The sequence below is a fragment of the Bacillus pacificus genome (assembly GCF_020861345.1).
Taxonomy (GTDB): domain Bacteria; phylum Bacillota; class Bacilli; order Bacillales; family Bacillaceae_G; genus Bacillus_A; species Bacillus_A pacificus.
The window spans coordinates 36,716-51,852 of the sequence record NZ_CP086329.1 but is presented as its reverse complement, the minus strand read 5'-3'; the positions used below and the strand labels follow the sequence as shown (position 1 = coordinate 51,852).

11 protein-coding genes are annotated in these 15,137 nt (G+C 36.8%); all 11 read left to right on the top strand.

Annotated features, from left to right (window positions below; genetic code table 11):
* Positions 1-81: 81 nt before the first annotated feature.
* The 11 genes from LMD38_RS27295 to LMD38_RS27245 all read left to right on the top strand — a co-directional run bounded on the left by LMD38_RS27295 (position 82) and on the right by LMD38_RS27245 (position 15,131).
* A complete protein-coding gene (locus tag LMD38_RS27295) occupies positions 82-1,857 on the top strand; it encodes an LPD1 domain-containing protein (protein WP_001048059.1) in 1,776 nt (591 codons plus the stop codon).
* On the top strand, positions 1,847-3,160 hold the full coding sequence (locus LMD38_RS27290) for a DUF3854 domain-containing protein (RefSeq protein ID WP_001108764.1): 1,314 nt from the start codon (positions 1,847-1,849) through the stop codon (positions 3,158-3,160). The genes LMD38_RS27295 and LMD38_RS27290 overlap by 11 nt, the downstream gene beginning before the upstream one ends.
* A gap of 160 nt (positions 3,161-3,320) precedes the next feature.
* Complete coding sequence (locus LMD38_RS27285) at positions 3,321-3,482, top strand: hypothetical protein (RefSeq protein ID WP_000353863.1); 162 nt, start codon at positions 3,321-3,323, stop codon at positions 3,480-3,482.
* Positions 3,483-3,588: 106 nt separating this feature from the next.
* Positions 3,589-4,512: an Rpn family recombination-promoting nuclease/putative transposase gene (locus tag LMD38_RS27280; protein WP_000118205.1), complete on the top strand. Its 924-nt coding sequence runs from the start codon at positions 3,589-3,591 to the stop codon at positions 4,510-4,512.
* A gap of 208 nt (positions 4,513-4,720) precedes the next feature.
* Positions 4,721-4,909: a hypothetical protein gene (locus LMD38_RS27275; protein ID WP_000727316.1), complete on the top strand. Its 189-nt coding sequence runs from the start codon at positions 4,721-4,723 to the stop codon at positions 4,907-4,909.
* A gap of 234 nt (positions 4,910-5,143) precedes the next feature.
* Entirely contained in the window at positions 5,144-5,479 is a 336-nt protein-coding gene (locus LMD38_RS27270) for a hypothetical protein (protein ID WP_012477834.1), read from the top strand.
* A gap of 66 nt (positions 5,480-5,545) precedes the next feature.
* The gene (locus LMD38_RS27265; RefSeq protein WP_001233525.1) at positions 5,546-5,896 is read left to right on the top strand and encodes a PrgI family protein; all 351 of its coding nucleotides are present in this window, start codon (positions 5,546-5,548) and stop codon (positions 5,894-5,896) included.
* A complete protein-coding gene (locus LMD38_RS27260) occupies positions 5,897-6,811 on the top strand; it encodes a hypothetical protein (RefSeq protein WP_000892015.1) in 915 nt (304 codons plus the stop codon).
* Positions 6,812-6,813: 2 nt separating this feature from the next.
* Complete coding sequence (locus LMD38_RS27255; RefSeq protein WP_000765113.1) at positions 6,814-8,913, top strand: VirB4 family type IV secretion system protein; 2,100 nt, start codon at positions 6,814-6,816, stop codon at positions 8,911-8,913.
* Positions 8,914-8,943: 30 nt separating this feature from the next.
* Entirely contained in the window at positions 8,944-12,924 is a 3,981-nt protein-coding gene (locus tag LMD38_RS27250; protein WP_000884602.1) for a TrbL/VirB6 family protein, read from the top strand.
* A complete protein-coding gene (locus LMD38_RS27245) occupies positions 12,921-15,131 on the top strand; it encodes a lysozyme family protein (protein ID WP_000081402.1) in 2,211 nt (736 codons plus the stop codon). The genes LMD38_RS27250 and LMD38_RS27245 overlap by 4 nt, the downstream gene beginning before the upstream one ends.
* The last annotated feature ends 6 nt before the right edge of the window (positions 15,132-15,137 follow it).

The window sequence follows — 15,137 nt, the reverse complement described above, 5'->3', positions numbered from 1 at the left end:
CAGACAGAGGGAATGACAGAAATCCGTAGTGCAAAATGACTATGAATTTCTGTCTTTTATTTTATTCAGGAGGATTTTAGTATGAATTTATTTGAACTGTTTGGTTTAGAGGTTGGAGAAGACGTAATGGTACAAGATGTGAGAACAGATAAACAAGTTCGCAATCGATACAGTTATGATGTAGGTGAGAAATTAGTGGGAGCAAAGAAAGAGATACGAGCTTTAAAAGAATCATTTTTAGTATCATTTTCTTTAGAAATTTTAGCTGAAATTGAAAAAGAATCTCCAGTAGAGGCGCTAAATGCATTGGATCGAAATACATTGATTCCATTCTCTTTTGAACATGAAAAAGAAAATGATGTCCCACCACGTGTTGCAAAGTTAAAGCAACTGCTAGTGGGCAGAATTAATAAGAAGCCAATTGTAGATACACCGACTGCAAGGAAACTATATGTTCAAGCATGTAGAAGAATATGGCATGATATACAGTCGGTACATACCTCAGAACAATGGGTAGATCTTGTGGTCTCTTATGGAATGGAAATGAACAATAGTTGGTCTGCATTTAGAAAAAATAAGAATGTAACATTCACATTTAAAAGAATGGTAGAGGAATATTTTGATGAGTTTATTGATGCAGATGGTATGGAGTTATTAATATTAGGAAAGAAATTCATATCACTTTGCACAAATTCAAAAAGTATTAATTCTACGTATCTTCGTGTATCACATGAACTAACATGGAAGGATTTACTTACGAAAAAGGTTACGACTCGTAAGAAATCCGCAGCTGCTTGGAGTAGGAAACTGCCAGATACTCTGCAAAGAAAAGGACCAGAAGTAGAAATTGCTACCAAACCTGAAGACGTAGTTGCTATGTTTGGGTTGAAGGGGATGCAATTTGGTCATTATTGCACCGAACAATATGCAAAAGAACATATCGGGCATGTATCCGAAGCATTGCAGGATTTAGCTCGTATATTGGGAATTCCACCTGAGTATATAGGGTTAGGAGGACGCTTAGGACTTGCTATTGGTGCGAGAGGAAGCGGCAATGCATTAGCACATTATGAACCTTCTACCAAAGTCATTAATTTAACTCGTGATAATGGAGTCGGGGCATTGTGTCATGAATGGGGACATGCATTGGATCATTTCTTATATGATTGTAGTCACGATTTTCAAAATGGTAGTCTTGCTTTCTTATCAAGCGGGAAGAGTATTGGGAATATCTTGCCTGCTATTATCAAGGAAAAGATGCAAGCTGTGTTAGAGGCTTGTAAACAAGGAAAAGTTGCCAGAGTAATCAACGTGGAAAATGCCTACAGTAGAAAGTGGTATTTCTATGGTGGTGTTATCGATAGTTATGATGTGTTTAAAGGAAATCTTTCAAATATTTTAGAATCACATCATGCTAGTTTGTGTAGGAAGCTTGATACTTTATCAGGAGCTACAAAAACGCGTATGGAGCGTAAAATTGAAAAAGAATTCGAGAAAACCGCACAAATGTTAGCTGCATATCATTATAAAAAAACTGGCGAAAAACTTGTTGAAATATCCTATCAAGTGAAAGGGTCTATATACTTTGATACAGCCATTAAGTTAGATAAGAAGAGAACCAAAAAGTATTGGTCTACAAATCATGAGATGTTTGCTAGAGCATTTGAAGCATATGTAGAATCAGCTTTGCTAGATCAAGAACATAGAAACGATTATTTAGTTTGTGATACATATTCTTTTGTCTATCCGTTAGGAGAACAAAGAGAACATCTAAATAGAAGTATAAAGAGTTTAATGGAAGTAGCTGTTCCATATATAATAAATAGTATACAAGGAGTGGGAAATGATGAATTATAACATACAAAAAGGACAATTTCGTTTAACAACTGCACATCCAAGAGGAAGTTGGTGGGAATTTTATCGTGTTCCATGCCCAATCTGTAATGGTATTGGAAACTGTATGCTGCATGTTTCACAGGAGAAAGTAGCATGTACCCGTGTGGAAAGTAAGTGGGTATACGGTAAAAATTCAAGTAATCCAAGTTATATCCATTATCTAAATGGTAAGAAGCAATACCAATTACCAGAGGTAGATGTAGTAAAGGGGCATAGTAAGCGAAGTAAGGAAGAATTAGATGTATTTAATCGTAATTTAATCGGATTTTTGCCGTTAGAGGAGAAGCATCATATACATTTACTGCAAGATAGAAAAATGACTGAAGAAGAAGTACAGGTACGTCAATATCGTTCGTTTTTAAAGCAACAAATTGTGTTGGAAGATGATAATACGTACACAACTATTTGGGAAAAGTTATTTAAACAAATTGGCAAAAAAGATTGTTGGAAGGGAATACCTGGATTTTATGAAATGAAGAAAGGACAAACTTCTCTTCGTTTAATGGCAGGTTTTCCAGGAATTATGATTCCATTCCGAAACCAATATAATCAAATTGTTGGTTGGCAAGTACGTGTAGATGAAGTAAAGAACTCTGTTCATGTGAAATCTGGACCTACAGGTATACAAGCCGAACTAGTCCAACAGCCTAATGTTGTGAAAATAACGAAAAACGAGGATTGTATCTATGAAGGAAAACTAGAAATAGGGAAAAATAAAGAATTATTAATCGACGGGGAAAAGGTTGTTGTAAAGATACATAAAGGTCAAAAATACTTATGGATCTCTTCAGCAAATAAAAATGAAGGAACCGGTGCGGGAGGTAGTGAAAATCCACTTCCTGTACATGTAGCGGTACCAAGCTCACATTTGAAACATTGGAAGTCTGGTATGCTGCACAAAACAAAATCAGTAATGATTACAGAAGGGCCGATGAAGGCGGATTTGATTGCCGATTTACTTCCTCAAAGACTAAATAAAGAAGAAATAGCTAAAGTAGGGACAACAGTTCTTGCGATTCCAGGTGTAAATGCATGGAGAATCGTTATGCCAGTATTAAAAGATATGGGCGTAGAAAATGTATACTTAGCATTTGATGCTGACTTAGTAGAGAATGAAAAAGTAAGAGCTGCCTTAATTGCTTTTGCGACAGAGTTAAAGAAAGAGGGCTATAACGTAATTATTGCGGCATGGAACCCAGCACAAGGGAAAGGACTGGATGATGCAATGCAAGCTGCTTTCAAACCAGTTTTTCGCACAATATAAAAAATCATAATTGTGAAGTTAAAACAAAATTGTACACGTTAAAAGAAAGTCGTACATTTTACAACAAAGTAGAAGTATTAGTGTAAAACTTTCTTTTAACAAAACACTTAACAGTTTAGCTAGGGGACTTTATATAAAAGAAAGGTGTGTATTAAGTATTATGGATATTATGCAACAATTAATGGACGTAGATAAAAAAGCTAGGGAACAAGAAAGAATGGAACTCATTCAACGATTTTATAATGAGGGAGTTTCTATCACGACAATTGCAAATGCGACAAATATGTGTGAAGAGGATATTTCTTATATAGTAAGTAACTAGTAGCCATATTTGATGAGATGAATAGAGGAGAAAAAGATAGAATATAATTCTATCTTTTTTTATGCTCTTAAATACAATTTTAAAACGAGAAAGGTAGAGGGAAAACATGAGTGTATATGTAAAAAAGAATCTAGTAAATTTACGAGTTGATTATGCTTTTAAGCGTTTGTTTGGAGTAGAAGGAAATGAAGATATATTAATTGGGTTTCTTAACGCGGTACTACAATCATCTATTGATGAAGAAATTACATCTTTGCACTTAGATGATCCGCATCTTCCAAGAGAGCAGAAGGATGATAAATTGTCTATTTTAGATTTGCGAGCTACGCTAAATAGTGGTATAAAAATTAATATAGAGATTCAAGTTCGAGACAAAAAAGATATGATAGAACGTTCTTTGTTCTATTGGTCAGGTATGTATTATTCTCAAATGACTCAAGGGATGAAATATACAGAATTAAGACCAACCATTTGTATTAATATAGTGGATTTCATTCTATTTCCAGAAGAGCAGGAGTTTCATAGTATTAATACAGTGATGAACAAAAAATCTAAACGTATCATTACCGAAAATATGCAGTTGCATTTTCTTGAAATTCCAAAAGTGATTCAAGAATGGCAAGGAAAACGAATGGATCCGTGGGAAGATTCTTTAGCGCGTTGGTTACTATTATTTCCTGCGCATGAGGATGAGAGATTAACAACAATCCTGGAGGCGATAGCAATGGAAAAAGATCCAGTTTTGAAAAAAGCAATAGAGGATTGGGAGCGTTTAAGTAGCGATAAGGATTTTTTACGCTTATATGAGGCTAGAGAAAAAGCAATAAAAGATAGAATATCAGAAATAGAGACAGCAGAAGAAAGAGCTGCGAAAAAAGCTGCAGAAATAGCTACAGAAGAAACTAAAATTGCAACTAAGATAGAGATGATTGAAAATATGTTTAAAATAGGATTACCTATAGAAAAAATTGCAAAAGTTGCAGAATTAAGTGTTGAAGAGGTTAATGAAATTATAAGAAATAAAAGGTAGATATAAATGATAAAAAAACAGGTAATTGTGGGTACACACGATTACCTGTTTTTTTGATTTAATGAAAGTAAGTGAATAGATGTGAAGGAAGGGGGAATAGTTATGAAAGTAACAAGAGGAAATGCTATTTGAAGTGTGTAATTTTTACATACTCAATTATTCTGTTATTAAAAAAATATAAAGAATATAAGGGGAAGTTATTTGTATTATGAAAAAGAAAAAAGAAGCATATTATGTACATGTGTATACGCTTAGAGACAAAAGTATAAAATCTATAAAAATAGAACCATGGCGCTCATTGAAAGAGGAAATGAATGTTTTGGGTCTTAAGGACAGTGATATTTTTCAAATTCAAATGGTATGGTACGATCCAAACAAAGAGGATAAAAAAAAATGAAATAAAACGGAACACGAAAAGTCCAATTTTACTTTTTAGGCGTAAATAAGGCTTGTTTTTTTAAAATCGTATTGCTATAATATAAATGTAATAAGATTTAACAATAAAATAAAAAATTAATCAGTTCGCATATAAGAGAAGACCTCAATATGCGCCATGTCCTTAGGGGACGTGTGCGTGTATTGGGGTCTTTTTGCGTTTTGCGAGCAAAAAACACCCGGAGGTGCAGGAATTATGTTGAATTGGTTGTCTGCAAAACTTATGACAACACCAGTAGGAGATTTTCTACTGGCAAAAACTAGTTTTGAGAATAGTCTTAAAGGGCACACCAGTGGTACAGATGCTACCACTGTACAAAAAAGCATGAATACCCTTGTAACAACACTAATTGGTTTTGGGGGTATTTGGGTAGCAGCTTGCGTGGTATTTGCAGCTATTAAATTATCTGGTGCACAAGGTAAAAACCCTGAAAACCGTACACAAGCTATGATTGGTTTAGCTTGTGCGGCAATTGGAGGCTTTGTCATGATCAAAGCATACGACATCGCTTCTTGGGTTACAAAAATTTAACATAAGAGTTTGCAAAAGCTCTCCTCTATTTGGGGAGAGCTTCTCTTATACAAGGGAGGAAATAAAATGAGAAAAGTAACTGTTCCTGTTGATATGACTTCGGAACAAAAAACGCTATTAGGTGTGCTGAGCAAACGCCAATTGATTTATCTATTGGGTGGAGGAGCATCCCTTTATTTATATGTGCCATTCTTATGGCGGCTATTTGCACCTTTTAATGCGGCAGTAGCATTTTTTATTTGCTTAATTTTAGCAATACCAACAGTAGTAGTTGTAATAACGTTTGCCTTTATTTATAAAGAAAAACAACACATGTATTTAGATAAATATTTACTTATCAAAATGCGAAGCCGTTCTGAAAAAGGTAAGTGGAGAAAAGGATACGAGCCAATTACATGGGTAAAGGAGAATTTATAGATGTTAGAAATGATATATTTTGCGGTGGTAGCCATTGTAGGGTTTTTCTTTTATCGGAAAATGAATGGAAAACCAATGTTTGGTTTTAAGAAAAAGGGGAAAAGTCAGGGCGGGGTAGAGAAACGTACTGCTGAAAAAAATGGAAAGAAAAATAAAAAGAATACGCCTGCTACAGAGGAAATTGATGAAGATAATGTGGATTTCTTTAGTGCTTTTGTAGAAGACATTAAGGAAGTTGAAAATCATATGATTCGTTATCATGATGATACGTTTGTTCTAATCGCTGAGGCACACCCAGTAAACTATTACCTGCTTTCTAATGCGGAACAAGAAGCGATTGATATCAAAATTGAATCATGGTTAACCACATTAGAGTTTAATACGAAGGTATATATCCAAAGTAAGTTTGTAGATTTAACAGATCCTGTACGAAAAATGACAGAAACAATGAAAGGTGCGAAGGACCTTACACCAGAGACAGTACTTTATGGGCAAGAAGTTATCGACAACTTAGAGTACTGGCAACGTTCGCAGCCTCGATATGAACAAAAGCGATATTTAATTTATCCATACAAAGTGGATATAAGTACGATTACAGCTGATACAGAGGAAGAATTGGAAGAAAAGATTGTAGATAAAGCGTTTAACGAATTATATCGTCGCTATAATGCTTCCCGAAATCTACTATCGAAAGCAAAAATTAGTGTAGAAATGTTAACAAAAGATAAATTAATAGAACTCTTATACGTAGCGTTTAACCGTCGTAAAGCGGTGAAAGCACGTTTCCAAGATTTAATTGAAAATGAGAACTTCTCTTTGTATTCAACAGGTGAAACAAATGAGAGAAAACTAGAGTTAATGAAGAAAGTTCTAGCGGAAGAAAAAGCTGAAAAATCAAATAATGGGGTGGCATAAGTATGAAATTGTTTGGAAAGAAGAAAAAAGAAAAAAAGAAATTAGAAGCTGAAAAGAATGATGAATTGGAACTAGATGAGGAAGAGTACGAACAAGAAGAAGTTCCGCCTCAATTAGACAATCAAACAACTGTATTTGATGTCATTGCCCCAGAAGGAATGAAAATTGATGCAGAAGACTATGGGGTAATTAAGCAGTCATTAGGAAGTAATACTTTCTTCCGTCCATTTTATATTCCACGTGATGGATACCCTCGTATGATGCAGACCAATTGGCTGAACATGTTAACTTCAGCTGGAGAAGTTGATGTCATGATTGATATTCATAAAGAGCCAAAAGCAAAAGCGATGCGATCGTTAGATATGCAGCTGACGATGTTACGTTCGAACCTTTCTTTCCAACGTACACGCGGAAATATTGACCAAGAAAAAGACTTAGATGCAAAAATTCAGGATACAAACAATCTAATGGATGAAATTCAATTTAATGAGAATGACTCCTATATGGTAAGTACCATGGCCGTTGCGTATGCTGACTCAAAGAAAGAATTAGATGTTTTATGTGAGTATATTGAAGATGAAATGCAAGCATCTCACTTTAAAATAGCGAGTACCTGGAATCGTGTGAAGAGTGGTTTGAAAGCGGTTATGCCACTAGGTGCACCAAATACTCTGCAAGATACATATCGAAATATCGATAGACGTGCTCTATGTACATTTGCTCCCTTTGTATCAGGATCCGGAAGATTTAACGGTGGTATACCAATAGGAAAGAACAAAATTACTGGCCAAGTAGAATTTTTAAATTCATTTGGTAACGCAGATTATCGTCCGCCAAACTATAACATTGGTGTGACAGGGATTTCAGGTTCCGGTAAAAGTTTACTTTTAAAAATGAAGCTAGCTCGTGAAACATCACTTGCAGATACACATGCGATGATCATAGATCCAGAGGGGGAATTCGTAAAAATCACCAAACGATTAGGTGGTATTAACTTAAATATTTCACCTGAAAGTAATATCATTATTAATCCTTGTGCAATTGCAGTAACAGAACTTCAGATTACAGATAAAGATGAAGAGCTAGAAGCGCTTGAACAATATGACAAGAAAGAACTCGTAGAGCGTGATGGCGTGAAGTATGTGAGATTTGTGCCTATTTTAGAGAAAATTAATGAAATACTAGGATTCTTTGACATTATTATTCGCGGACAAGATTTTGATCAACCAGGATTAAATGTATTTCAGCGCACAATGTTAGAAGATGCGATTCGTGAAGTATTCAGTAAACATGGGATTACTTCTCACCCTTCATCTCTATACACGGATGAAGTGAAGAAGGTGGATGGACAATTAATTCAGTCTCAAGTGAGAAAGCCGGAGCCAGAGTTAAAAGAAATTTATGATGTAATAGTGGAAAACCATGGAGACGATGTGAAAGCAGAAGAGTTAATTGCTGCGATTCGTCCATTTTTACGTGATGGATCAAAACCATTATTTGATGGACAAAGTAATTTTGGACGCGGTGTAGAAACACAGTTAAATGAATCACGTGTTGTTAACTTTAATATTAGTCATTTAGAAGAGGGCTTCTTAAAGCCGATCGCCTTCCACGTTATCCTGAACTATATTTGGGAGCATTGGATTAAAAGTCCAGAACACGCTATCAAACGAAAAGTGTTATATGTGGATGAGATGTGGCAGTTTATCGACTATGAACAAACTGTTAACTTCTTAGAAAAAGTAGCACGTCGTTCACGTAAAAGAAATGCCGGTATGTGTTGGGCAAGTCAGGACTTTGTTCGTATTTTAGAAAATGTGAAAGCGCGTGGTATCTTGCAATCTACTTTCTCTTATTTCTTCTTAGAGCAAAATAAGATTGATAAGAAAAAAATCCAAGAGAACTTTAACTTAACTGCTGGGGAGCTTGACATTATTCTCAACAATCCAGGGAAAGGTGAAGGGATTTTCCGCATAGGAGATAGTTCAGTTTGGATTCAAACAGATCCATCAGATAAAGAAATGATGTTCATTGAATCCAATGAAGCTGTACTGCAAGAGCTTTTAAATAATATGAAGAAAGTACAAGGGTACGCAGGATAATAGCGTACCTTTGAAAAGGAAGGTGAAATTATGCTTGATAAGATAATAGGATGGGTCGGCGGCTTAATTGTTTCTATGGTCAAGACCTTTCTTTCTCCAATCTATAAATTAATTGATACTATCCCCGATTTAATTTTTGGTGGGGATAGTGCAAAATTAAATTTTTTATTTAAAGACGACACAGCTGGGAATGTATTAAATACGGGATTACCAGTCATGTTTAAATTTGCAGCCTTTTTAGTCTTAGTCAGTGCTGTAATTGCTGGTGCAAAGTATTCAGCTGCTGCCATTAATCCAACAAATCGAACATATATCATTGAATATGCGAAGGATTTAATGATTGTTTCTATTTGTATATGGCATTTAGATTTCTTCTATAACATTATATTTGATATTAATACTTGGGTAGCATCGGAGTTTAAAAGAGCAATAGGAGAACAATCACTAGATGTTTTTAAACCAGGTCAGACAATTACTGAATTGTCTATGGATAAAAATAAGGATGATTATTTATTTCAAATTTTTGCGATGTTGATTGAAGTTGGACTGTCACTTTGGGCAAACTTCTTCTATTTAATGCGAGCGGTATCTCTTTATATCTTGATGTTAATGGGACCGATTATGGTTGGTATGTGGTTATTTCCTCAAAAGAAACAACAAACTCTATATTGGATGCGTGAATTTGTTGGTACAGTACTCATCCAAGGTATCCATGCGATTACTATATGGTTGATTTTTGTACTAGTAGGCAAATCAGATAATACCATTATTAAATTAATCTTATTTGCTATGTTTATTCCTATAGGTGAAATTGTAAAAGGGTTCATTGGTTTAAGTACAAATACGGCGGGAGCAGTAAATAGAGCAGGTACGATGCTTGGAATGGGAGCCTTAGCAAGTATGGCAGGTATCGTTAAAGGGATACGTGATGACCATCGTAGTAATAAAGAGAAGACAAAGGCTAGGAAAGAAGGCGAGGAAGATAAAAAAGAAGATGCTGATAACCCTAAAAACGCGTTGGGAGCCAATTTAGGGACAGATGTAGGTACAACATCTCGTGCAGCTCGTATGTTAAAAGCAGGTCAAATAGGAAGCATGGTTGGAAAAGCAACAGGCGGACTCGCGGGGTTAGCAATGGGCGCGGGACTTGGGCCAGAAGGAATGGCAGTAGGGACATTTGCTGGAAGTAAAGCAGGTGGAGTTCCTGGTGCAGTAACAGGAAGAACATTGGCAGCTGGACTTGAAGGAGTTACTAGTGCTGGGAAGCATATTGGTTCGAGTGTGAAGAAAGGTTTAGATACGTATAAAGGGTTAAATGGAGAACAATATCCAGAGTTAACAGATGAAGATATTGCACAAGATTTAGCTACGAAAGATTTTGAAAATTGGAAAGCTGATAATCCTGATTCTGCAGTTGCGAGCCGTTTAAAACAAGCATTCCCTGGTGCATCCGATGCAGATATTGCAAAAAAAGTAGCAAAAACAAATAGTGATCAAATGTCTCATTTCAAAAATCAGCGAAAACAAGATTTACAAAATATGAAGAAAAATGCTACACCATATGGAAACGCTAGAGATTTAGTTAACGCTGCAACTAACGCATTCCAAAAAGGATATGAGGCAGACCATAAAGATGCGTTTATGAGTCAATTACCAGAAAACATGTCAGCGGAAGAGAAAGAGAAAAAATGGAATGACCATCTAAACTCAAAAGTTCAGGGATTTAGAAATCATGCAGAACAAGCGGCAATAAAAGCTGGAGCAATGCCAGTTGATGCGAAAGATAAGCAAGGCAACAACCTGTTTGATAAGTCTTATGTAAATAAAGATGCCTTTGCTTCTCAACTTGCACTTGGAAAAGTTGGGAAAGCAGTTGAAGGAGTAAAAGGAGAAACACTAGAGAGTGGCCATCAAAATATGGGACAAGTAGACTCACTTGTGGGTGCATCCACTGCTGCATTTAAAAAGGCATATACAGCAGATCATAAGGCTGGATTCATGAAGCAATTCCCTGCAGATGTACCACAACAAGAAAAAGAGGCTGCATGGAACAAGCACTTGAGTCAAAAAGTGCAAGGGTTTAAAAATCATGCACAGAAAGCTGCCGAACAAGCAGGGATTGTGCAACAAAAAGATGGGACTAGCTATGCTAATAAGGAAGCTTTTGCTTCTCAGCTATCACAACAATTACAAAATAATCCAAATATAAATGCAATGGGTGTATCTAGTGTATCTGGCATTCAAAAAGCGGTAAATGGTGTGAAAACACATAGTTTAGCAAATGGATATGGAAACCAGAAACAAAAAGGTGTAAGTAATGTTGGGAATTTAGTACAAGCATCTACAGAATCCTTTAAACAAGGATATGCAGCAGAGAACAAAGCAAACTTTATGAAAAACTTGTCTCCAACTATGTCTCAAGCGCAAAAAGTAGAAGCTTGGCAGTCTCACTTGAATGATAAAGGGAATGAATTTAAAGCAGTCGCTCAGCAAGCGGCGGTACAAGCGGGTGCGATGCCTGTACAGGCAAAAGATACGAGTGGAAAGAGTCTTCATAATCAATCGTATGTTAATAAAGATGTCTTTGCTTCGCAATTGACGAAAGGTTTACAAAGTCATGCTAGTCTTGGAACAGTGAGTCAACAAGTAGGTTCTGGAATTACTAGTGCGATTCAAGGTGTTCGTTCACACGGTGTTGCGACAGGTGGTGCAATCAATAAAGCTGTGTTTGCAGCTACGCAAACGCAAGCGAGTATGGCACGTGCTGGAAATCTGTCTGTTTCTGAAATTGAGCGCTCGTATGCGGATGCATCAGCTAGTGTAGCAAATATTTCGCAAAGTGCTGGGAAAATGATGATTCCAACTTCAGCAGTGGGACGTATGACACAGCAAAGTAAGATGGTTGGTGTAAGTATGATGGAAGGTGCCAAACATCTCGTGCATACAAAAGGTATGGAAAATGTATCAAAAGCATACTTTAATGCGTCTAGTGCTGTTCAGCAGGCTGGTGGAAATGCAGTGCAAAGAGTGATGAGTGGAACTGCAGCTGCCGTTCATACTTCATTAGGAGGTAATGCAGCAGAACGCCATTACAATGTGACAAAAGGATTAAGCTATGCAGCAGGTGTGATTGGTGGTGTAGGTGCTTATCAAGCGACTGCACGTATGGTAAGCAAACATAATCCTTATAACAAAGCTGTCCAAGCAGAGGCAACAGAAATTCAAGAGATTCTTAAAATGGTACCAACAACAACAGATGCGACTGGAAGACAATCAGTTGCTCAAGGTGCAGTACGTCTTGTTACGACAAATAATAAATCATGGATTGAAGCGAAAGATTCGAGTGGAATGACACAAGTTGTATCTCGTTATGGTAGTGGAGATAGTAGCATTCGTTCGGGACAAGTTGTATATCAAGACTTAAATATTTCGGATGGACAATTAACGCAGTACCGTAATGGTATGAAAGCAACGCCAGCATATATTCAAGATTCTAGTGGTGGGAAAATTAGTATCAATCGTTCTATCAATATTAATCCAAACCAATTAGTAGGAAATCAAAATCAAAGACCTTTACAACAGAAACCAGTATTTAGTGAACCGCCACTTACAGTAAGCCATAAGGTAGACAATGGTCACTTCTATATGTCTGATTTAGACCAAGGGGGATACCAGAATGTACAAATGGTGGTAGAAAGAGATCGTAGTTATATGGTTGCGACAACTACGGACGGTACAGTGTCACGTATTTCTCCGTTCGGAAAAGGAGATACACGATTACAAGCAAACCAAAGGATTGAAAGGGTTTGTGAAGTGCAAGATAGCAGTATTAAACCGAGAGAAGAAATCTTAGTAACTTATACACAGGACGAAGTTGTACGTACAGAGACACATTTGAATTTATCAGAACATGATCCACAAAATCTGATTCCATTTGCGCCAAACCCTCGCTTAGCACAGCGAAGAAGTAGAAATAATGAAAATGGAAAGTATGGAGTGACAAGTCTATGAGTCAAAATCCTAACGATCCAAATAACCAGAAGAAAAGTAACCCTTTAAAAGATGCGACATCTCACTTTATTAAGAAAAAAGGGATGCAGGCAAGCGGGAAAATGGCAAAAATGGCAGGAAAAGCAGGAAGAGCGGCAGCGAAAGCTGCTGCCAAACTGCTAAGAGCCGGTGTAGTGAAAATTGTCGGAGCTATCGTGGGAGCAGTAGGTTTGCCTGTTGCTCTCATTATGGCTCTTATTATTACTGTATGTGTGATTCTGGCATCTTTTGTACCATTTACTGATGATGAAAGTAAAACAGAAGAACAAGTGAAAAAGTATATGGAAATTTCAATGGCGCTAAACGTAGACTGGAAAGAGGTCGTCGCTTTTGATATGGCGCGGTATGATAATGATTTGACTGGAAAAGATCCGCACGATGCTATATCATATTTCTTGGATATCCAATATGAAGAATATACGGAAAAAGAGGTATGCGAGGCAGGACCGAATGGACCTTGTGAAAAAAAGAAAAAGGAGATGCAAAAGACAAAATCTGAAAGTTATTCCGGACCAGATGTAAAAAAGATATTGGGAGATACAGACTTTAAGAAAAAAATAGATGAAATTAATGCAAGTGGTAGTAAAAAAGTAACAGTTTCTTCTCATGGATTAGAAAAAGCGATGGAGCTTGCAAAGTTTAGTGAGAGTCAAAAAGATCGTGCGCGTGAGATATTAGCAGCAGGAATGTTAGAAGGATTGTATGGACATCTGGCACCTTCTAGTAATTTTGTTGGTGGTATGTGTGTAGGTAATGTGAGCCCTGGCGGAGAACCTGTTAACCTTAATGCTAAAGTTACAGGATACCTTCCTAAAATTAAAGAAATGGCAGAAAAACATGGTGTAGCTCAATATGTTGGTATTTTGGCTGCCCAAATGATGCAGGAATCACAAGGAGAGGGAAGTGACCCGATGCAAGCTGCAGAAGGGCATTATGGAGACTTAAGTTCATATTGTATAGGTCTTAAAGGAAGTGCTCGTATAGGGTGTATTAAAGACCCCAATATTTCTATTGAAGCAGGTGTACAAGAATTTAAAGATGTTTTAGCAAAGGCAAATGGAGATATAGCACTTGCTTTACAGAGTTATAATTACGGTCCTGGATTCATTAGTTATGCATTAGCGAAAGGTGGATATTCAGAAGAAACAGCCATTGCGTTTTCTAGGGAGCATGCTGGTGAAAATCCAGCAGGTTGTTCTGACCCTAATAACTTCCGAACCAAAGTTGGAGCGTGTTATGGAGATTACACGTACGTTTCCAAAGTTTTGAAATATTATAAAGATTTAGGTTGTGTGGCATCTGGAGATGGAGAATGGATTTCCGATAAAGGTTGGAAATGGCCAACTAAATCAGGGCGTATTACAGATACATTTGATGCAGTTCGTGGTGGAAAGCAACATAATGCTGTAGATATTGGGGCCATGACCGCCGGAAAAGCAGGAGACCCTGTGTGGTCGATGGAAGCAGGGATTGTAACAAACCAAACAGGCAATGTAAATGGTGGCGGTTTAGGAGTTTATGTGGACCATGGAAATGGCATTGTATCTCGTTATTTACACTTGAGTAAAATATCAGTTGCACCAGGGACCATGGTAACAAAAGGACAAATAATTGGGGAGATGGGTGGTTCTAATTATAATAAAGATACTGGTTTACTTAATATGAATGGATATGCTGTCCATTTAGATTTCCAAATTCGTATTAACGACCAACCAACAGATCCAATGAAATTCTTTAAGAAAAATGATGATCCAGGATTATCATCTGGTGGTTCTCCTATTATGACGAATGACAAACGACAAAAAGTATTAGCAGAAGCGAAAAAATGGCTTGGTCAAGGAAAAGTGAGATATGTCTTAGGGGATCGTAATCCGCCAGGAGGTACTTCAGATTGCTCAGGATTTACTCAGTATGTATTTAGAACAAGTATAGGTGTGCAACTTGGAGATTGGACTGGTGCTCAAGTCGGACAAGGAAAACAAGTGCCAGACATCAATCATGCGCAACCAGGGGATCTAATTTTCTATGAAAATCCAGGGCATGTTGCGATTTATATGGGGAATCAAAAAATGATTCATATTGGTGATAATAAGGGTGTACAAATTACAGGTCTTAACTATACGGCAAGAGGTCAACATATGACGCAAATTCGTAATGTTATAGACTGATAAGGG